Annotated in this window: 15 protein-coding genes and 2 pseudogenes; 11 read left to right on the forward strand and 6 right to left on the reverse strand. The window is 62.9% G+C overall.

Features of this window, described 5'->3' with window-relative positions:
• Positions 1-20 precede the first annotated feature (20 nt).
• Complete coding sequence (locus C4K38_RS19345; RefSeq protein ID WP_053279763.1) at positions 21-785, reverse strand: IclR family transcriptional regulator; 765 nt, start codon at positions 783-785, stop codon at positions 21-23.
• Between the two features lie 213 nt (positions 786-998).
• Complete coding sequence (locus C4K38_RS19350) at positions 999-1,388, reverse strand: RidA family protein (RefSeq protein WP_028682636.1); 390 nt, start codon at positions 1,386-1,388, stop codon at positions 999-1,001.
• Between the two features lie 415 nt (positions 1,389-1,803).
• Here C4K38_RS19350 and C4K38_RS19355 point away from each other — a divergent pair, with 415 nt between their 5' ends.
• Together C4K38_RS19355 and C4K38_RS19360 are read left to right on the forward strand one after the other, a co-directional pair.
• Positions 1,804-2,076, forward strand: a complete 273-nt coding sequence (locus C4K38_RS19355) for a hypothetical protein (protein ID WP_053279764.1) — start codon at positions 1,804-1,806, stop codon at positions 2,074-2,076.
• A gap of 428 nt (positions 2,077-2,504) precedes the next feature.
• Positions 2,505-2,693 (forward strand): annotated as a pseudogene (locus tag C4K38_RS19360) (IS4 family transposase); the annotation flags it as partial.
• Here C4K38_RS19360 and C4K38_RS19365 read toward each other — a convergent pair.
• A pseudogene (locus C4K38_RS19365) lies at positions 2,690-2,791 on the reverse strand (ATP-binding protein); the annotation flags it as partial. The pseudogenes C4K38_RS19360 and C4K38_RS19365 overlap by 4 nt on opposite strands.
• A gap of 90 nt (positions 2,792-2,881) precedes the next feature.
• Here C4K38_RS19365 and C4K38_RS19370 point away from each other — a divergent pair.
• From C4K38_RS19370 to C4K38_RS19380, 3 genes are all read left to right on the forward strand, one after another.
• Positions 2,882-3,673, forward strand: coding sequence for a class I SAM-dependent methyltransferase (locus tag C4K38_RS19370; protein WP_053279766.1), 792 nt, complete (start codon positions 2,882-2,884; stop codon positions 3,671-3,673).
• Positions 3,674-4,166: 493 nt separating this feature from the next.
• Complete coding sequence (locus C4K38_RS19375) at positions 4,167-4,649, forward strand: acyl-CoA thioesterase (RefSeq protein WP_009049637.1); 483 nt, start codon at positions 4,167-4,169, stop codon at positions 4,647-4,649.
• Positions 4,650-4,705: 56 nt separating this feature from the next.
• Positions 4,706-6,355, forward strand: a complete 1,650-nt coding sequence (locus C4K38_RS19380; RefSeq protein ID WP_053279767.1) for an FMN-binding glutamate synthase family protein — start codon at positions 4,706-4,708, stop codon at positions 6,353-6,355.
• A gap of 110 nt (positions 6,356-6,465) precedes the next feature.
• Here the strand turns inward: C4K38_RS19380 and C4K38_RS19385 are convergent, their stop codons facing one another.
• Positions 6,466-7,260 carry an AraC family transcriptional regulator gene (locus tag C4K38_RS19385; protein WP_053279768.1) on the reverse strand — a complete coding sequence of 265 codons (795 nt, stop codon included), beginning with the start codon at positions 7,258-7,260 and terminating at the stop codon, positions 6,466-6,468.
• Positions 7,261-7,344: 84 nt separating this feature from the next.
• Here C4K38_RS19385 and C4K38_RS19390 point away from each other — a divergent pair, with 84 nt between their 5' ends.
• The 6 genes from C4K38_RS19390 to C4K38_RS19415 all read left to right on the forward strand — a co-directional run bounded on the left by C4K38_RS19390 (position 7,345) and on the right by C4K38_RS19415 (position 14,235).
• Positions 7,345-8,343 carry a bile acid:sodium symporter family protein gene (locus tag C4K38_RS19390; RefSeq protein ID WP_053279769.1) on the forward strand — a complete coding sequence of 333 codons (999 nt, stop codon included), beginning with the start codon at positions 7,345-7,347 and terminating at the stop codon, positions 8,341-8,343.
• A 214-nt stretch (positions 8,344-8,557) separates the two neighbouring features.
• Positions 8,558-10,321: a hypothetical protein gene (locus tag C4K38_RS19395; protein ID WP_053279770.1), complete on the forward strand. Its 1,764-nt coding sequence runs from the start codon at positions 8,558-8,560 to the stop codon at positions 10,319-10,321.
• 73 nt (positions 10,322-10,394) lie between these two features.
• A complete protein-coding gene (locus tag C4K38_RS19400; protein WP_009044436.1) occupies positions 10,395-10,856 on the forward strand; it encodes a YccF domain-containing protein in 462 nt (153 codons plus the stop codon).
• 310 nt (positions 10,857-11,166) lie between these two features.
• Positions 11,167-12,243, forward strand: coding sequence for a GGDEF domain-containing protein (locus C4K38_RS19405; RefSeq protein WP_053279771.1), 1,077 nt, complete (start codon positions 11,167-11,169; stop codon positions 12,241-12,243).
• A 79-nt stretch (positions 12,244-12,322) separates the two neighbouring features.
• The gene (locus tag C4K38_RS19410; RefSeq protein ID WP_053279772.1) at positions 12,323-13,297 is read left to right on the forward strand and encodes a response regulator; all 975 of its coding nucleotides are present in this window, start codon (positions 12,323-12,325) and stop codon (positions 13,295-13,297) included.
• Positions 13,298-13,317: 20 nt separating this feature from the next.
• Positions 13,318-14,235 (forward strand): LysR family transcriptional regulator, encoded by a 918-nt coding sequence (locus C4K38_RS19415; RefSeq protein ID WP_053279773.1) that lies wholly within the window; start codon positions 13,318-13,320, stop codon positions 14,233-14,235.
• On the opposite strand, the gene C4K38_RS19420 is transcribed toward C4K38_RS19415, so the two are convergent.
• Positions 14,232-17,801, reverse strand: coding sequence for a PAS domain-containing protein (locus C4K38_RS19420; RefSeq protein ID WP_053280006.1), 3,570 nt, complete (start codon positions 17,799-17,801; stop codon positions 14,232-14,234). The genes C4K38_RS19415 and C4K38_RS19420 overlap by 4 nt on opposite strands.
• Before the next feature lie 112 nt (positions 17,802-17,913).
• Positions 17,914-19,371: a TolC family outer membrane protein gene (locus C4K38_RS19425; protein WP_081001545.1), complete on the reverse strand. Its 1,458-nt coding sequence runs from the start codon at positions 19,369-19,371 to the stop codon at positions 17,914-17,916.
• Positions 19,372-19,403 lie beyond the last annotated feature (32 nt).

The following is a 19,403-nucleotide window of genomic DNA, read 5'->3' on the forward strand; positions in this document are numbered from 1 at the left end:
CGCCGCCATTGGGGCTGACGCTAGTCGTTGATGCGACGGGCCAGGCGATTCGCGCTGTCGATCAGCACCCGGCGGTAGTCAGCGTAATTGTTCTGGGCATCGGCCCGTGGCGCGACGATGCACAGGGTGCAGATGCACACCCCGCGCTCGTCCCGCACCGGGGCGGCGAAGCAATGGGTAAAGGTGTCGGCCACACTGTCGAAGGAGAAAAAACCGTCCTTCGTGGCCTGGCGGATTTCCTTCAAGAAAGTCGCCAAAGGCAGGCGCTCACCGTCGGGGAGAATGAAGTCGCGCTCGTCGATCAACTCGACGATCTGCTCATCGCTCAAATGCCCCAGCAACAGCCGCCCGGAAGCGGTCCAGGGAATTGGCGCGTTCTCGCCGATATTCGAGGAAATGCGAAAATGCCGCTCGCCCTCCTTCATCAGCGCCACCGTGTATTTGCGCCCGTTGAGCAGGCACATCTGCGCGGTCTCGCGGGTCTGGCTGACAATCTCCTGCAAGGCCGAGTCGGCCTCGCGGGTCAGATCGAAATGGCGCAGATGGGCCTGCCCCAGGAAGTACAGCTGCCGCCCCAGGTACACATGCCCGTCCTGGCCCACCGGCTCCAGAATCCGCCGCTCCAGCAAGGACGCCACCAGCTCGTACACCGTGGACTTGGGGCTGCCGATGCCCTTGGCGATATCGTTGGGCCGCAACGGCTGGCCGATCTCCTTGAGGAAATCGAGAATATCGAACGCCCGGTCCAGCCCCTTGGCCCGGCGCTTGATGGTGTCTTCGGTCATATCAGTGCCATTTCCTACAAATTGCGAAATTCCCGGCGCGCCCAAAACCCCGGCATTGCACCTATCCCTGTAGCCGCTGCCGAGCCTTGGCGAGGCTGCGATCGACCGCAACGCGGGCGCATGGATCTCAACATCGCCGCGTCCCCTTCGGGGCCGATCGCAGCCTCGCTGGGGCTCGGCAGCGGCTACAGGCGTCTACAAAAACGCCGCAAATCAGCCCTTCTTCTTGTAGGCCACACAATCAATCTCAACCTTGCAATCCACCATCATGCTGGCCTGCACACAAGCCCGCGCCGGCGCATGCTCCGGCTTGAAGTACTCACCGAACACCTTGTTGAAACTCCAGAAATCCCGCGGATCCTCCAGCCACACCCCGACCCGCACCACATCCTCCAGGCCGTACCCCGCCTCCTCCAGAATCGCCACCACATTGCGCATCGTCTGATGCGTCTGCTCAACGATGCCGCCATGAATAATTTCGCCATCCAGTGCCGGCACCTGACCGGACACATACAACCAGCCATCGGCCTCAACGGCACGAGCGAAAGGACGGGGTTGGCCACCGCCGGCGGTGCTGCCGGTGCCGTAGCGAGTGATGCTCATGGGGTGTTCTCCTAAGTAAAGGGAAGATTGAGCAGAATAAGCCGTTCCTAAAAAGGCGCTTCGCGTAATTCAAGAAGGCACTTATTCCGCTATAACGGATAAAAATATACAACAACGGAAAACTCACGAAGAGTGTGCCATGGGAAAGAGAGGGATAACAGAGGATAGGCAACACATCTGGAACCAAGGAGATAGAGAACAGGCCTGACATAAATGCTGCTACCCCCATTTATTCAGCCATTAATGACGGCTCGTGTAAGGCGTTTCTGTATCTGGTGTAAACATGCCCTCCAGGCTTGTTACCCCGCTATACGCCTCCTATATTCCGTTTCGTCGCTCCCAACGCTGCGACCGGATTTGGCCGTCCGAATCTCCATGAGCAAACCCTAAACTTCCTTCATGGAGCGTCACCGTTATGGATTTTCAACCCCTCACCTCTTCCAACACCACCAACCACCCCGTCGCCTTTATCAACCCTCAAGCCCCCTTGCTTGACCTGCTGACCTATGCCGGTCTGCGCATCCGCGCTGCCCGGGACATGTTGGACAGCGTGTCCGGCATGACCAGCCGCAACGCCGACGATCTCGACCTGATGCGCTTCTCCAGCGTGGCAACCTTGTTGTTGCAGGACGGATGCGATGTGTTGCGCGTGGCAGAACAACGGGCGATGGAGCTGCCAGAGCCTTAACCGAACCGCCTTAGCCTTTGCTCTTGCTGTGCTTTGGCTTTGGCTTTGGCTTTGGCTTTGGCTTTTGATCTTGCCCTTGATCTGCCCGCCCCTTTCCCAGAGGCCAAACGCAGGTCTTGCGCAGGGGGCACCTCGGCAGGGATGCCGAGGTAGCCGCCCTCGGCCAGGGATGGCCGATGGCGGCGGCCCCCGGAGCAGGACCGGAGTGAGGGCATGCCGAGCCTAGGCGAGGCACCGAATGGTGGGGCGAGACCTTTTGGTTACTTTTTGCTGGGCCGGCATTCCGGCGTTTGCCAAAAGTGACCCGCCGTAAGGGCGGAACCATAAGTGGCCGTGACCGCAGGAATGGATATGTACCCGTCCAAAAAATGCAGCGCCAGAACAGACGCCATCGCGGGCAAGCCTCGCTCCTACAGAAGCAGTGATCACATTTGGCGTTACAGATCAGAAGTGGTTATGAGGGCCTGCAGATCGCTTTGCCGTCAGAACATTTACCCGTCATCCCCCTGAAAGGCTTGGCTCAGCGCCTGTTAGCCCTCGCTCGAAATATCCAGCCTAAGCAGATAGCCAAAAGCCCACGAGGTCCAAAGGTGCCCAAACCGAAAGCGTGGGTACAGTGGTGTGTCAGCCGATCCAGCAACGTCGTGGTCATCTTGGCGTCGCCAAATACGCTCGACCATTCCGAGAAGCTGAGGTTGGTCGTGATGACCACGCTTTTGTTAAGGCTGCACGCCTAATGTGAATCCACCTGCGGCCGATAGGATGGAAGGCTCACCAGTATCGACGTCTTATTTCAGGGTTATCAATGGAAATTCCATACAGCATCAGACTTTCATTTTTTGATTTCTGGAAGGGGCTCTTCAAAGGCACGCTTTTCATCCAGAAGCGTTTGCGAGGGCATTTGAAGGAGCAGCAGAAGAACTGGCCAAAGAAGCAACAATACAGCCAAGGATATTTCTATCAGGGCTTGGAAGAACTGGGAATCACAGGCCTGAAGCCTACGGGTTTTCGGTTCAAGCAATACGCCATTGATGAAGAATTGAAGGGCGCTGACGTACTGGACATCGGCAGCAACTGCGGTTTTGTCTCAGTATATTGTTCGCGACTGGCGAAATCCGTGACAGCCGTCGAACTCAACCCTTTTCTCAATAAAGTGGCGAAGGATACCGCGCGTTATTTGAAGCGCGACAATATAGAGTTTATAGAAAGCGATTTTTCGGTATTTGCCACAGATAAAAAATTTGATGTGGTGCTGTCGTTTTCCAATCATCACACCATTGATGGCAACCTCAATATGGGGTTTGAAAACTACATGAAGCGCCTGGTGTCGTTTCTAAAGCCGGGTGGCTACCTACTGTTTGAAAGCCACAATGTTTTCGGACCAGGTAGTGGCGCCGTAGGTGATGACGGTGATATGGACGAAAAAATCAAAATAATGAACACCTATTTCTCCATAGAACGCTATCGAATGGTCAACTGTTACATGCGACACATGATCGATGATGTCGATAAGCTCTTCATTGTTGCGCGGCTCGTGGACAATCCTCCGAAGACGGATTTCCGTCTTGAGCAAGCAATCCGTCGCTATCATTATTGATCCTGCATTCAATTTCTTTGGCTACCTGTGACACCGTCCAAAAACGGCAGCGTGAGCAAGCTCGCTCCTACAGGTCGGTGTCATGCAAAGAAACAGTCGCTACCGTAGCGCTCCCCTCGTTCAAATCGTGGATCAGGTTTGGCAGGCGCAAGCGCCTGATCGCAGCCTGCGGCAGCGGCTACAGCCCCTCTATCGCAGGCTCCTCCAACCAACGAAACAGCCTTTTGAAGGCCGACGCTCCAGGCATTAAGGCCATTCTCAAAATGCTGATCCGTATCCCTCAGACAACTTCGATTCCCCGCTCAACGGTGAATGACAAGCGCTAGGTATCGCCCCCTCCCCACTCATTATTGCAATCCCCACAACAGCTCATTGCAAAAGATAGCTAGCTAACTATTAAGACTTCTTATTACCCTCCGGTCTCCAGCCAAATGCTGTCCGCGGGGCTCTAGCCTGCCTATCCGGACAGCATCGATTACTGATGAGGTCACCCATGGAACCAGGCAGTTATCAACTGAGCATGAGCGTGCTCATGACGCCCGACAAAGCCAATTTCTCCGGCAACGTGCATGGCGGCGCCCTGCTCAAGCTGCTCGACGAGGTGGCCTTCGCCTGCGCCAAGCGCTATGCCGGGCGCTATGTGGTCACGCTGTCGGTGGACCAGGTGATCTTCAAGGAGCCGATCCACGTCGGCGAACTGGTGACCTTCCTGGCCTCGGTCAATTACACCGGGCGCACCTCGATGGAGGTCGGGGTCAAGGTGATGACCGAGAACATCCACGAGCGCACGGTGCGCCATACCAACAGTTGCTACTTCACCATGGTCGCCGTCGACCCCGACGGGCGCCCGCACCCGGTGCGCGCCTTCGTGCCGGAAACCGCCATCGAAAAACGCCGCTACGCCCAGGGTTTGCTGCGCAAGCAGCAGCGCCAGGAGCTGCAGGAGCGCTACCAGCAGATCCGCAACTCGGACTGAGCCCGCCCTGCCTACCCGCCTGAACCCCTGTCTTGCGATTTGCCCAAGGAAAGATCATGAAAATATCGCTGTTGAGTCGCTACGCGACCCTGACCCTCTGCCTTGTCATTAGTGTATTCGGCCTGTTGTATTGGCCCGCCAGCCTCTGGGGCCAGGGGCTGATCGTGCTGGCCGGGGTGCTCAGCCTGGTCGGCCTCAACGACTTGCTGCAAAACCACCATGCCGTGCGCCGCAACTACCCGATCATCGGCAATATCCGCTACCTGATCGAGTCGATTCGCCCGGAGATCCGCCAGTACCTGCTGGAGGGCGACGACGAGAAGCTGCCCTTCTCCCGCTCGCAGCGTTCGATGGTCTACGCCCGCGCCAAGAACCAGCCTGCGGAAAAAGCCTTTGGCACCCTGGCCGATGTCTATCAGCCCGGCTTCGAGTTCATCAGCCATTCGATGGTCCCGGGCGATGCCTGTGACCCCAGCCAGTTCCGCGTGGTGGTCGGTGGGCCGGACTGCCTCCAGCCTTACAGCGCCTCGGTGTTCAACATCTCGGCCATGAGCTTCGGCGCGCTGAGCGCTAACGCCATCCGCGCCCTGAACAAAGGCGCCAGGCTCGGGGGCTTCGCCCACGACACCGGGGAAGGCAGCATCAGCCCCTATCACCAGGAATTCGCCGGCGACCTGATCTGGGAAATCGGCAGCGGCTACTTCGGTTGCCGCACCCTGGACGGCCATTTCGATGCCCAGCGCTTCTCCGAGCAGGCCAGCCATCCGCAGGTGAAGATGATCGAGATCAAACTCAGCCAGGGCGCCAAGCCCGGCCATGGCGGCATCCTGCCCAAGCACAAGGTCACCGCCGAAATCGCCCAGACCCGCGGGGTGCAGATGGGCCATGACTGCGTGTCGCCGGCGCGGCATTCGCAGTTCAGCACGCCGATCCAGTTGCTGGAATTCATCGTCAAGCTGCGCAACCTGTCCGGCGGCAAGCCGGTGGGTTTCAAGTTCTGCGTGGGCCATCCCTGGGAGTTCATGGCCATCGTCAAGGCCATGCTCGAGACCGGCATCCAGCCGGACTTTATCGTGGTCGACGGCAAGGAAGGCGGCACCGGCGCCGCGCCTCGGGAGTTCACCGACAACATCGGCATGCCCATGCGCGAGGGCCTGCTGTTCGTGCATAACACCCTGGTTGGCGCCGGCCTGCGTTCGCAGATCAAGCTCGGCGCCAGCGGCAAGGTCGTCAGTGCTTTCGACATCGCCAGCGTGCTGACCATCGGCGCCGACTGGGTCAATGCCGCGCGCGGTTTCATGTTCGCCATCGGCTGCATCCAGTCGCAAAGCTGCCACACCAACAAATGCCCCACCGGCGTCGCCACCCAGGACCCGCTGCGCCAGAAAGCGCTGCAGGTCACGGACAAGGCCGAGCGGGTGCACAACTTCCACCGCAATACCCTGGTCGCCCTCGGCGAAATGCTCAGCGCCGCCGGCCTCGACCACCCGGCGCAACTGCAGGCCAAACACCTGGTACGGCGCCTGACCACCACCGAGGTGCGGCTGTTCTCGCAGATCCACGTGTTCCTCGAACCGGGCGAGCTGCTGCAACGGCCGATCAGCTCGGAGTTCTATGCGCGTATGTGGAACATGGCTCAGGCCCATAGCTTTGCGCCGCTGGCTGTGGCTGTGCCGGCCAGGGCTGAGCGGCTGACGTTGGCTTAGGTTTTTGAATGACGAGGTGGCCGTTCGCGCTGGATGACGGGGCAAGGTCCAGGGTTGAGGGAGCGGTCACTGACGTTATCGCGGGCAAGCCTCGCTCCTACAGGTTGCGATCAGGCCTGACGGAAAAACTCCCCGGGTGTGGCGTCGAACTGCTGGCGGAACGCCGCGATAAAGGCCGAGGTCGAGTCGTAGCCGCAGGCCAGCGCCACGTCCGTCACCCGCTCGCCTTGCTCCAGGGGCGTCAAGGCGCCCAGCAGGCGCAGGCGTTGGCGCCAGGCGCGGAAGGTCAGGCCGGTGTCCCGCAGGAACAGGCGGCTCAGGGTTTTCTCCGTCACGCCCAGCTTTTCGCTCCACTGCCCCAGGGTGGTCGGCTGGTCCGGGTGCGCTTGCAGGCTGCGGTAGATCTGCCGCAGGCGCGGGTCCTGGGGCAGCGGCAGCATCAGGTCCAGTTGCGGCGCGGCGGCCAGTTGGTCCAGCAGGACCTGGGCCAGGCGGCCGTCGGCGCCGTCTTCGGCGTATTCCACCGGCAGCTCGCTGAAGGCGCGGATCAACTCGCGCAGCAGGCTGCTCACCGCCAGCACCTGGCAGGTCGCGCCGGCCCAGGCGGTGACACGGCAATCCAGGTAGAGGCTGCGCATTTCGGTGCGCGGCGAGCTGAACACCTTGTGCGGCATGCCGGCCGGGATCCACACCGCCCGCTGCGGCGGGGCGATGAAACGCCCGGCGCTGGTCTGCACTTCCAGCACGCCCTGGATGGCGTAGGACAATTGCACCCAGGGGTGGCTGTGGCGCCGGGTCAGCGCCCGATTGGGCAGGGATTCGGTGCGCCCGTACACCGGTCGCGGCAGGCTCGGCAGACCGGGAATACTGCGGCGGACGATCTTTTCATGTCCTTTAGGCGGCATTTACTGGCTCATTGGCGTTAGTCGGCTGTCCGTCATCACGTTAGAGTCGCTCCACCGCCCTGGCAACCCCTGGATGATCCCGTTATGAGTCGCTCACGTCTTTTGCCCGACAATTTCACCCTGACCCTGATCGGCGTGGTGCTGCTGGCCAGCTTCCTGCCGGCCAGCGGCCAGGTGGCGCTAGGCTTCGGCTGGCTGACCAATGCTGCCATCGCCCTGCTGTTTTTCCTCCACGGCGCCAAGCTGTCGCGCGAGGCGATCATCGCCGGGGCCGGCCACTGGCGCCTGCACCTGCTGATCTTCAGCCTGACCTTCGTGCTGTTCCCGATCCTCGGGCTGGCGCTCAAGCCGCTGCTGTCGCCGCTGATCGGCAACGAGCTGTACCTGGGCATGCTCTACCTCTGCGCCCTGCCCGCCACCGTGCAATCGGCGATTGCCTTCACCTCCCTGGCGCGGGGCAATGTGCCGGCGGCGATCTGCAGCGCCGCGGCGTCCAGCCTGTTCGGGATTTTCCTCACGCCGTTGCTGGTGACCCTGCTGCTGAATGTGCACGGCGATGCCGGCTCGACCCTGGATGCCATTGTGAAGATCAGCGTGCAATTGCTGCTGCCCTTCATCGCCGGGCAAATCGCCCGCCGCTGGATCGGCGCCTGGGTGGGTCGCAACAAGAACTGGCTGAAATTCGTCGATCAGGGTTCGATCCTGCTGGTGGTCTACGGCGCTTTCAGCGAGGCGGTGAACGAAGGCATCTGGCACCAGATCCCGTTGTGGAACCTGGCCGGGCTGGTGCTGGCCTGCGGCGTGCTGCTGGCGTTGGCGCTGCTGGCCTCCAGCCTGCTGAGCAAGCTCTTCGGCTTCAACCAGGAAGACCGCATCACCATCCTGTTCTGCGGTTCGAAGAAAAGCCTGGCCACCGGCGTGCCCATGGCCCAGGTGCTGTTCGCCGGCAGCACCATGGGTGTGCTGATCCTGCCGCTGATGCTGTTCCACCAAATCCAGCTGATGGTCTGCGCGGTGCTGGCCCAGCGTTACGCCAAGCGCCCGGAATCGATCCCGGTACTGATGGTGCAGGTCGATCCCTGAAGCCCAGCAACAGCCCTTGCAGGAGCAGGGGCTTGTGCTTTTGTCGGGACGGCAAGCCGATGGCATACTGCCAGCCTTTTGCCGCCCGACGACCCTACATGGAAGTTTTTATGCATCCCCCGCTCGTGCCTCGCGCTTTGCCCCTCCTCCCTGGTTGCCGCCTCAGACAAGCGCCCACTCTCGCCGAACTCGGCGCTATCCAGGAGTGAAAAGCATGACGCTTACCGCCGATCGGATACTCCAGCATTACAAGCCCTTGAACCCGGTGGAAAAAAAACTGCTGGCTTACAGCACCACAGGAGCACGGTTCAGTATCGCCAAGCAAAGACCTGTAGCCGGCACGGCGGAAAACACCATTCGCGCCAGTTTCCTGAGGTTCCTGATACTGGGCGGCGATGACAAGAACCCGATAGACCTGAATGGGGTTCACCTCGAAGGCGCCTTCATCCAGGGTTCCCTGCACCTCAGCTCCGCCACCATCGCCACTAACGTCAGTTTGACCCATTGCCTGTGCGACAAGGACCTGCGGCTTGAAAATACGGTGATCGACGGCTGGCTTGATTTGAGCGGCAGCCAGTTTTCCGGCGTTGAGGCCCAGTATCTTCGCGTGTGCTCATCGTTCAGCCTGCGAGGGTTCCACTGCCAGGGAACCCTATGCCTGATAGGCGCAAAGGTCGCAGGATCACTGATATTCAGCGGCGCTCAACTCGATGGCCTGGGGAAAAACGCCCTGGATGCTGATCGTTGTGTCATTGACGCAAACATCGTATTCGAAGACGGGTTCAAGTCTTCAGGCGAAGTACGATTGAACAGCGCGACGATGAAAGGATTGAAGTGCTCGGATTGCACTTTTACCGCCACTACCGGCATTGCCTTGAACGCGGACAAGGCTCATGTGAGCGGTAGCGTATTTCTTTCTACTGGCTTCCACTCCATTGGCACGGTTCGCTTCACAGCCGCGCGAATCGACGGACAGTTGAGTCTGAAAGGTTCACATCATCTGGATGGCAACGGCGGTTTTTCCTTGATCGCGCAAAACATGATCGTCGGTAAAACACTGATGCTCACCTATCTGGAACATCCTTTACAAAACGCGGCTTTCAGCGGCTCTCACGTCAGGACCTTGAGCGACGACTCAAAGACCTGGGGCAAGGAGCTAGGCCTTAACGGTTTTACCTACGACTTCCTGACCACCGATTCCCCCTTGAGGGCCAAGGATCGTATCGCCTGGCTCGACTCACAGCTGCCATCCAGCACAGGCGACGACGGCCTCAAAGGCTCCGAGAGTGGATTCCTGCCACAGCCCTGGCTGCAACTGAAACACGTCTTCGAAAAGATGGGCCACTTCGAAGAGGCACGAGAGGTCGGTATTGCTTTCGAACAGCGTCTACGCAAGGTCGGCATGGTGGGCCACCGCACGGCCAACTGGATATGGGGAACCCGCTGGCTCGGCAAGGTCCCCCACGTTCTCTATGGCGCCCTCACCGGCTACGGCTATCGCCCTATGCGACTGCTGGCCTGGATACTGGGCATCTGGTTGTTCTTCACCACCGTCTACTGGTACGCCGCCGTCGAACACAAGGTCTTCGCCCCCAGCAACCCATTGGTATTCCAGAACGAGGCCTACGCCAGCTGCCCCCCTGAATATGGCGAAGCCTGGCAACGACAGCACCCCGCTGCCGAGCGCCCGGCCGAGATCGGCAACTGGTACACCTGCAAGGCCCTGCGCGGTGAATACACCGGTTTCAGCCCCGGCGCCTATTCGCTGGACATCCTGCTGTCGCTGGTTGATCTGCAGCAGGAAAAGGACTGGGGTCCGATCACCCCGACGCCCTTCCCCGGCTATTGGGATGAACTCAAGAACCTGGAATGGGGCCACGGCATCCGTCTGCTGATCTGGCTCGAAACCCTCATCGGCTGGGGCATCAGCCTGTTGCTGGTAGCGATCGTCTCCGGTCTGACTCGGCGCAAGGAATAAGCGTCTATACCTGCACGGGTCTCGAATCGGGGCCTGTACGACACCCTTCACGGTTCAAACAAGGAAGCTTCACATGAGCGCCATCGGCAATTTTCTCTGGTTTATCCTCGGCGGCATTTTCATGGGCCTGTGCTGGTGGCTGTGGGGCATCCTGGCCTTTATCAGCATCGTCGGCATCCCCTGGGGCCGGGCCTGTTTCGTGATCGGCGCCTTCTCGTTCTTTCCGTTCGGCAAGGAGGCGATCAGCCGTCGCGAGCTGAACAACAAGGACGATATCGGCACCAGCGGCCTGGGGGTGATCGGTAACGTGCTCTGGTTCGTGTTCGGTGGTATCTGGCTGGCGCTGGGGCATGTGATGTCGGCGCTGCTGTGCTTTATCACCATCATCGGCATTCCCTTCGGCATCCAGCACCTGAAGCTGGCGGGCATCGCCCTGGCGCCGATCGGCAAGACCATCGTGCGCAAGGAAGTGGCCGCCGCGGCGCGCACCTTCAATGCCCAGGATGCGGCGCTGAAACAGCGTCAGCCAGGCTGAAGCCCAGGCGCGGAGGCCTCGTCGAGGCCTCTGCCGCTGCGCATGCCGACCGGTATTCTCCCCACGCTGCGCACTCCGACCCTGGCCATTACGTATCGGCGCTACCCTCAAGCTCGCAACCCGATCGCCAAAGCCGCGTCACCTTGAAACAAACCGCACCAGGACCTTGAAGGACGCCCACAACGGCGCCCGCCGCAGTTGGACAAGTCCCACGCCCACTGCTTTCATTCAGCCCCGGGGCCCTGCGCAGTCCGCGCTCTCGCCAGGAGGCTTGTCGCCCCCGCCCACCCGCTCACGCCCAAGGCCCGCAATGCTCAAGACCATTGAAGCGCAAGTGCTGAAACAGGCCACGCCGCCAGCCCTAAAGGCCGAGTTCGCCCAGTACGACTTCGAACGGCTGCACGGTTTCTGCCTGCTGATCTACGTCGCCAGCATCAGCATCTGGCTGCTGTTCAACCTGATCGTCAGCTTTCCCGGCAAGCAGGGCTTCACCCTGTACTCGATGGCGTTCCTGGCCGCCCTGGCGATCAACGCGATCATGCTGGCCTTCACCAAAAAGGTCCGGCACTTCCAGTGGCTCAACCTGGTCTTCGTGCTGATCATCGGCGCGGGCATCCGCCTGGTGATCGAAGGCCTGCCGCTGGCGTTGCGCCCCGACTGGCTGATCATCGGCGCCTCGAGCATGCTCTACAGCGCCTCGGTGCTGCCCCTGCGCCGCTGGTCGTTCTTCGCCACCGTCGTGCTGACCTGGGTGGTGCTCGACCCGTTCATCATGACCCAGACCTCGGTGCTGGAACTCAAGGGCGCCATGCTGCTGATCTACGCGCTGTTCCTCACCGCCCTGACCCTCTACAGCTTCATCAAGCTGCGCCAGGCCAAGCTGCACACCTACATCATGTCCAAGCTGCTGTTGGAGCAGGCCTACAACGACACCCTGACCGGCATCCCCAACCGCCGCTCGTTCATGGCCCGCGCCGGCGAACAGCTGGCGATGCAGCCCCGGGAGCATGACCACTACCTGGCGATGATCGACGTCGACAACTTCAAGACAGTCAACGACCTGTACGGCCACGACATCGGCGACGAGGTGCTCAAACGGGTGGCCGCGGACATCAGCACGGTCATGGCCGGTTTCGACTACGCGCGCCTGGGCGGCGAGGAGTTCGCCATCTACCTGTGCGGTGTGCGGCGCGGCGACGTGGAGCAACTGGCCGAACGCCTGTGCCAGGTGGTGCGCCAGGCACCAGCCCGCCACCCGGTGACCATCAGCATCGGCCTGGCCCGGGTCGAGGACAGCGACAGCCTGAACCAGGCGCTGGTCAAGGCCGACAAGGCGCTGTACCAGTCCAAGCACACAGGCAAGGATCGTTACACCTTTTACCCGTGACGGCTGCGGCAACGCACCAGCGCGACCCGCCGGTCAAATAAGATAAACTGCCGCCCTATCTTGTTCAGGCGCCCCCGTCATGCCCGCAGAGCACGCCCCCAAGCCCTATACCCTCCTGGCGATCGACGACGACCCGCAGTCGTTGATCGTGCTCTCGAAAACCCTGACGACCGAATATGAAGTGCTGCTGGCGAAGAACGGCGAGCGCGGCCTGGCCCTGGCCCGCAGCGCCAGCCCGGACCTGATCATCCTCGACATCCTGATGCCCGAGATGGACGGCTTCCAGGTGCTCAGCGAACTCAAGAGCCACCCGGCGACCGCCGCCATCCCGGTGATTTTCCTGACCTCGCGCAGCAGCGTCGAAGACGAGCGCCTGGGCCTGCTGCTCGGCGCCGCCGACTACATCGCCAAGCCGATTTCGCCACCGGTGGTGCTGGCCCGGGTCGCGACACAACTGGGGTACCGCGACAAGCCCCTGCACAGCCCGCAACCGGCGGCCGAACCCTCGGCCGGCAGCGACATGCGCGACGGCTTTATCGACGCCCTGGCCTTGCAGCTGGCCGGCAACCCGCAGATCCGCCTCGAGGCGCTGCTCGATACCTTGTCGATCCTGCTCGACAGCGGCTTGACCCAGAGCGACCCCGCGGCGTTTCGCGGCGCCGCCTGCCTGGCCCTGATGGGCCTCAACCAGCCCGGCAGCAGCATCGGCCAGGCCCTGGCCCAGAGCCGGGTGCTGATCGAGGAAATTCTCGCCCACGCCGACCCGGAAGACCGCATCCTCAACCTCGCCTGGAAAATCACCCATGCCGAGGCGCTGCTCCAGGGCGACCGCAGCCCGGCAAGCCTCGATCTCCCGCTCTCGGCCCGCCTGTTCGCCCTGGCGCTGAACTACCACCTGAGCCTGCTGCAACCCGGCGGCGACCTGCCTGGCCGGCATGCCCAGGCCATGGCGCGGATGTATCAACAGCCGGGGTTCGAGCAATGCATCGCCTGCGGCCCGGAGTCGCTTTCGGCGGCCTTGCTGAGTTCGTCACAGAGCTTTTTCGGCCTGTGAACGGACAATGAGCCTTGCCCATGCCTAACCTCGCCGACCTGGAACTGTTCGTGCTGATTGCCGAGTTGCAGGGCCTGTCGCCCGCCGCGCGGATCATGTCGATCACCCCGGCCGCCGCCAGCCTCGCACTCAAGCGCCTGGAGAACCGTCTCGGCGTGCGCCTGTTCACCCGCTCCACCCGCACCATGAAACTCACCCCCGAGGGCGTGCGTTACCTGGAAAGCGCGCAGCACGCCCTGAAGATCCTGGCCAACGGCAAGCGCTCATTGACCCACGACGACGGCATGCTGGAGCTCACGGTGTCTTCCGACCTGGGCCGCAACCTGCTGCTGGACCTGCTCGCCCGGCTCAAGCAGCAACGGCCGCGCCTGTACATCAAGCTGGCCCTGAGCGACAAGGAAGAGGACCTGCTCAAGGGCCGCTTCGACGCGGCGCTGCGTTATGGCAAAAGCCTGGCGCTGGACCTGGTGGAACTGCCGGTGCTCAAGCAGCACCACTTCATCGCCTGCGCCGCGCCCGGCTACCTGGCCGAACACGGCGAGCCCGAATCGCCGGAACAGCTGAGCGAGCACGAGTGCATCATCTGCCACAGCATTGGCCGGCCAGAGAGCCGCTGGCGTTTCCACGCGCCGGGCCAGATCGAGGACGTGCGGGTGCAGGGGCACTTCTGCTGCGACGATGGCGATGCCGCGCGGCGCTGGGCGGTGGCCGGCCACGGCGTGGTCTATCTGCCGCTGTTGAACGTGGTCGAGGACCTGCTCGCCGGGCGCCTGCTGCCCCTGCTCCCCGGCTGGCAGGCCGACGCCGCGCCGCTGAGCCTGGTGGTGTCGCACCGCTCGCAAATCACCGAGTCGCTGCGGGCCCTGCATCAATGCCTGGTGGAGCACTGCACGGACCGGATGGCGCGCTACCTCGCCCTGACCCAGGCCACGCGCTAACCCTGGGCCGCGCGCAAATCGACCAGCAGCTCATCGGCCTGCTGGAACTCCAACCGGTAGATCCGCTCCTGAATGGCCCGCAAGGCGCTGCAAGGGTTCTGCTCGCACAGCTCATCGATCAGCGCCAGGGCCTGCGCATTGTGATTGCGCAGCAGCTTGGCCAGTCGCTCCAGTTTTAGCACCTGCTCACTGTCCAGCGCCTCGCGCTCCCGGGCCTGGGGCCCGACACCCGCCGCTGGCAAGCACACCAGGCCGGCCAGCAGCGGCTCCAGGCACTGCGCCAGCTGGCGGATCAAGGGCACCAGCTCAGCCTGCCCGGCACACTGTTCCTCCAGTTGCCTGGCCGCCTGCCGGACCGCCGTGGCGCCGATGTTGCCGGCCGCGCCCTGCAGGCTGTGGGCCAGAAAGCCGATGACCTGCAAGTCCTCGGCGGCATGGGCCCGCCACAGGCGCTCGATGATCCCTTGCTGGTCATCGCGAAAATCCGCCAGCAGTTTCTGGTGCAGCGCCAGGTCCTGGTTCACCACCGCCAGCCCGAGCGCCGAGTCGATGCCCGCGTAGCCCGGGGTCGAGACGCCGCTGGGCGGGCTTGCCGCAATCGCCCCCGCGGGCAATTCCAGGTGCTTGATCCAGCGCACCAGGGTCCGATAGAAGGCCGTGACCTCCAGGGGCTTGCTCACCAGGTCGCTCATGCCGGCGGCCAGCACCCGGCCCTGGACATCGGCCTGGCTGCTGGCGGTCACCGCGATGATCGGCAGCGACTGCAGGTGCGGGTAACCGCGGATCTTGCGCGTGGTGCCGTAGCCGTCCATGACCGGCATCTGGCAATCCATCAGCACCCCGTCGAAGCGACCATCCCCGAGCAACCGCTGCAAGGCCTCGGCACCATTGTCGGCCAGCACCACCTGGACCCCGGCGCGCTGCAACAGGCCCTGCAACACATCCTGGTTCAGCCGGTTGTCCTCGACCACCAGCACCCGCGTCCCCGCCAGCAACCGCGCATAGTCGTTGACCGTGCACAGCCCCGCCGCACCGGCCACCGATGGGGTTGCCGGCGTGCTGCAACTCGGCGCGGGCGACGCCTGCGGCCGCTGTCGCGGCAGGCTCAACTGCACGGTGAACTTGAACACCGCGCCCTGCCCCGGCTTGCTGTGCACCCAGATGTCGCCCTGCATCATCTGCACGATTTTCTTCGAGATGGTCAGCCCCAGGCCGCTGCCGCCGTAACGCCGGCTGATGGACAGGTCGGCCTGGACAAAGGCATTGAACAGCCGTGCCTGCTGTTCCTCGCTGATGCCCACCCCGGTGTCGGTGACGCTGAAGCACAGCAGCGCCTTGTCGTTCCACTGGCGCACCAGGCACACGCCGATGCACACATGGCCGGCCTCGGTGAACTTGATCGAGTTGTCCACCAGGTTGGTCAGCACCTGGGCCAGGCGCAGCGGATCGCCGACATAGCTGCGCGGCAGCATGGCGGGAATGTCCAGGCGCAGCTGCAGCGCCTGTTCTTCCGCGCGCTGGCGCACCAGCAGCAACACATCGTCCACCAGTTCCCGCAGGTCGAAGCAGACCTGCTCCATGCTCAGCTTGCCGGCTTCGATCTTCGACAGATCGAGCACGCCATTGATGGTGCCCACCAGGTTCCTCGCCGCGCGGTCGATCTTCTCGATGTAGTCGCGCTGCACCCGTTCCAGGGGCATGTCCTGCACCAGGTGGGCCATGCCGATGATCGCGTTCAACGGCGTGCGGATCTCATGGGACATGCTGTCGAGAAACTCCGACTTGGCCTGGGTCGCCAGCTCGGCGTCACGCCGCGATTGCTGGATCTGCGCTTCCACCGCCTTGCGCTCGCTGATGTCGAAAATCACCCCGTCCAGGTACTGCGGCACCCCGTCGACGACAATGGTCTGGCCCTTGTCGTAGACCCAGCGCACCTCCTCGCTGGCGGTGATGATGCGGTATTCGAGCATGTAGCTGGCGCTGTTCAGGCCGCCTTGGAAAATCTCCAGGTCGTCGGGGTGGACCCGGTCGCGATAGCTGTGCCCGGCGAGGAAATGCGCCGCCGGAAAACCGCTCAGGCCCTCGATGGCATCGCTGACGAACACCATGGTCCGCGCGCCGTCCGGCAGGCTGCGAAACACCACCCCGGGAATGTTGGCGATCATCGACTGCAGCTTGGTCTGGCTGTCGACGATCGACTGCTGCACCTCGACCGCTTGCGTGATGTCCTGCAGCACGCCGGTGACCCGCGTCGGCGCGCCATCGGCATCGCGCTGCATGACCCGGCCGATGTCCAGCACCCACAACCAGCGCCCGCTTTTGCTGCGCATGCGGTACTCGGCGCGGTACTCCTCGACTTCGTTGTCCAGGTGCGCCCTGAGCCTGGCCATGACCGGCTCATGGTCCTGCGGATGGACCAGGCAGGCCCAGCGATCCAGGCCATTGCCAAAGGTCTGGTCCAGCTCCTCCTTGCTGTAGCCGAGGATCCGCAGCCAGACATCGTTGTTGATGACGATCCCCAGGCTGACGTTCCAATCCCACAGCCCCAGCGCCCCGCTTTGCAGGGCCATGTCCAGGCGCCGCTCGCTTTGCTCGATCCGCGCCACGTCGGCCTTGTGCCGCCGGGCATCGGCCAGGCGCCGCAGGCCGCCCCACAGCAACAGCAGGAACAGCACGGCGCTCAAGCCCTTGATCAGCAGCACCTGCTCGGCCGGCAGCACCGCATCCAGGTCGCCCAGGGTGATCAGGGTCCAGGGACCGCTGGGGTCGTTCCAGTCGAAGTCGGCCCGGGACAGGCTGTAGCGCCGGCCATCCAGCTTGACCTGCGGCTGATGGGCATCGAATGGCAAGCGTTCGGGCACCCCATGGGCGAACGGGTGGTCGCCGAACTGGCGGCGGATCTCGCCGCTGAACTCGCGCAGCGACCAGGCGCGGTCGGCCTTGAGCAGAAAATCCGGGGTGCTGGCGGCCAGCACCACGCCGCTGGGCGACAGGATCATTTTCAGGTCGTCGCCATACTGCTTGCTCAGGCTGGTGTCGAGCATCTTGCCGTCGAAACGCGCCACCAGCACCCCGATCACCTTGTCCTGACGCGTGCGCGATTCGTAGACCGGGACCGCCATGTAGAACATGCGGGTCCCGGTGGTGGCGCTGATCGCGCCATAGACGCTGCTGCCGCCGTTGAGCGCCACCTTGAAGTAAGGCCGGAAGGCCACGTTCAGCCCCAGCGGTGCCTGGCCCTGGTGATCATAGGCCGCCACCACCACCCCGTCGCGGTTGAGGACAAAGGCATGGTTGGCGCCCACCACCATGGACAGCGTCTTCAACGGGATCGCCGCCTGCTCCATCAATTCCGCGGAGGGCTCGCGCTCCAGGATCACCCGTTTCAGCGAGGGGTTGTGGCGCCCCAGGATCGACAGCGCGCCAATGGCAAAACCGTCGGACTTCCACTGCTGCAGATCCGCCGCGTAGTCCTGGGTCTGCATCTCGATACTGGCCTGGTAGACGTCCTCGACCTGCAGGCGGTAGTAGTTGCCCAGCGCCACCGCGGCACCGACCGCGATCACCACGCCCAGGGCGTAGCAACACCCTCTGTGGCTGTCGAAGAAGTGGGTTAACCTGTGCAACACCTCGCCCCTTTACCTGATGAATCCGTACCCGTCGCCCTGACAAACAGCCTCAACGCGCCGCCAGCCGGCGTGGAAACTCCGGCGGCAGGAAATCGCGATCGGGATCGTAGTCGGCCTTGAGGTAATCACCAAGCGCCTTGAGGTCCTGGGGCGACAAGGTTCCCACCGACTGTTTGAGCCGCAGGGTGTCGAGAATGTAGTCATAACGGCTGTCGTTGTACTGGCGCACCGCGTTGTAGAGCTGGCGCTGGGCTTCCAGCACATCGACGATATTGCGGGTGCCGACCTGGAAGCCCAGCTGCGAAGCCAGCACCGCGCCCTGGTTGGAAATGATCGACTGGCGCCGCGCCTTGACCTGATCGACCCCGCTGTTGAGGCCGCGATGCAGGTTGCGGGTCTGCTCCACCACCTGGCGCCGCAGGTTGTCGTTGAGGTACTCGCGCTGATTCATCCGCTGGTGGGCCTCGCGCACCTGGGAAGAGGTCTGGCCGCCGCTGAACAGTGGAATGTTCAACTGCAGGCCGACGGAGCGCTGCTCGACATTGCCGCCATAGCCGCTGCCACGGATATCGCTGTTGCCGTACCCCAGGTTGTCGTTGTCGCCGGTCTGGTAACGCAGCACCGCGTCCAGGGTCGGCGCGTGCCCGGCCTTGCGCGCGTTCAGGGTCTGTTGCGTCGCGTCCAGGGCGTGCTGGCTGGCCAGCAGGGTCAGGTTCTGCCGTACCGCGGTGTCGACCCAGCGCCGGGCATCGTTGGGCTCCGGCAACAATACCGGCATGTCATGCCGCACCCCCTGGATCGCTGCATATTGCTGGTGCGTCAGGGTGTCCAGGGCCTCGAAGGCATCGTCGGTGCGTTTTTGCGCGACGATCCGGTTGGCCCGCGCGGTGTCATGCCCGGCCTCGGCCTGGAGCACATCGGTACGGTCCGACAGGCCCAGCTGCAAGCCCTTCTCGGCCAGTTCCAGCTGGCGCTTGAGCGCTGCTTCTTCAGCCTTGGCCGCCGCCAGGGCGTCCTGGGCCTTGAGCAGGCCGAAATAGGCCTGGGCGCTGTCGAGCATCAGCTTCTGCTCAGCCGCCGCCAGTTCCAGCTGGGCCTGCTGGTCCTCGGCTTCGGCGGCCTTGAGGCTGAACCAGCGATCGGCGCGGAAGATCGGCTGGTTCAACACCGCCTGGTAGCTGGTGCCACTGCGCCGGGTGTCCTGCTTTGGCTGTTGCAGGGAGGTGCTGGTGCCATTGAGCTCGGCGCTGGCCGACAGCGTGGGCAGCAGCCCGGCGCGGGCCTGGGGCACCGCCTCGGCGCGAGCGGCCTGGTCGGCACGGGCCGCCGCCAGTTCGCTGTTGTTCTGCTGGGCATCCAGGTACACCCGCCAGAGGTCGCTGGGCATGGCCTGGCGCGGGTATTCGGCCGCCTGCGCCAGGGAGGCGGCCGGCAATGCGGCAAGCAACAGAGGGACAAGCAACCAGCCGGCAAGGGCTCGCTGCCGCGAAATCATGGGTTTGATCATGGTTTGCTGTTCTACATAAAGAAGTGATTCGG

The sequence above is a fragment of the Pseudomonas chlororaphis subsp. piscium genome (assembly GCF_003850345.1).
GTDB lineage: Bacteria > Pseudomonadota > Gammaproteobacteria > Pseudomonadales > Pseudomonadaceae > Aquipseudomonas > Aquipseudomonas piscium.

Excerpts from the sequence above, each read along its gene's own strand:
- C4K38_RS19355 (WP_053279764.1), top strand. The coding sequence starts at position 1,804 with ATGGATTTTCAACCCCTCACCTCTTCCAACACCACCAACCACCCCGTC.
- C4K38_RS19410 (WP_053279772.1), top strand. The coding sequence starts at position 12,323 with ATGCCCGCAGAGCACGCCCCCAAGCCCTATACCCTCCTGGCGATCGAC.
- C4K38_RS19380 (WP_053279767.1), top strand. The coding sequence starts at position 4,706 with ATGAAAATATCGCTGTTGAGTCGCTACGCGACCCTGACCCTCTGCCTT.
- C4K38_RS19400 (WP_009044436.1), top strand. The coding sequence starts at position 10,395 with ATGAGCGCCATCGGCAATTTTCTCTGGTTTATCCTCGGCGGCATTTTC.
- C4K38_RS19405 (WP_053279771.1), top strand. The coding sequence starts at position 11,167 with ATGCTCAAGACCATTGAAGCGCAAGTGCTGAAACAGGCCACGCCGCCA.
- C4K38_RS19425 (WP_081001545.1), bottom strand. The coding sequence starts at position 19,371 with ATGATCAAACCCATGATTTCGCGGCAGCGAGCCCTTGCCGGCTGGTTG.
- C4K38_RS19345 (WP_053279763.1), bottom strand. The coding sequence starts at position 785 with ATGACCGAAGACACCATCAAGCGCCGGGCCAAGGGGCTGGACCGGGCG.
- C4K38_RS19385 (WP_053279768.1), bottom strand. The coding sequence starts at position 7,260 with ATGCCGCCTAAAGGACATGAAAAGATCGTCCGCCGCAGTATTCCCGGT.
- C4K38_RS19415 (WP_053279773.1), top strand. The coding sequence starts at position 13,318 with ATGCCTAACCTCGCCGACCTGGAACTGTTCGTGCTGATTGCCGAGTTG.
- C4K38_RS19375 (WP_009049637.1), top strand. The coding sequence starts at position 4,167 with ATGGAACCAGGCAGTTATCAACTGAGCATGAGCGTGCTCATGACGCCC.
- C4K38_RS19350 (WP_028682636.1), bottom strand. The coding sequence starts at position 1,388 with ATGAGCATCACTCGCTACGGCACCGGCAGCACCGCCGGCGGTGGCCAA.
- C4K38_RS19390 (WP_053279769.1), top strand. The coding sequence starts at position 7,345 with ATGAGTCGCTCACGTCTTTTGCCCGACAATTTCACCCTGACCCTGATC.
- C4K38_RS19370 (WP_053279766.1), top strand. The coding sequence starts at position 2,882 with ATGGAAATTCCATACAGCATCAGACTTTCATTTTTTGATTTCTGGAAG.
- C4K38_RS19395 (WP_053279770.1), top strand. The coding sequence starts at position 8,558 with ATGACGCTTACCGCCGATCGGATACTCCAGCATTACAAGCCCTTGAAC.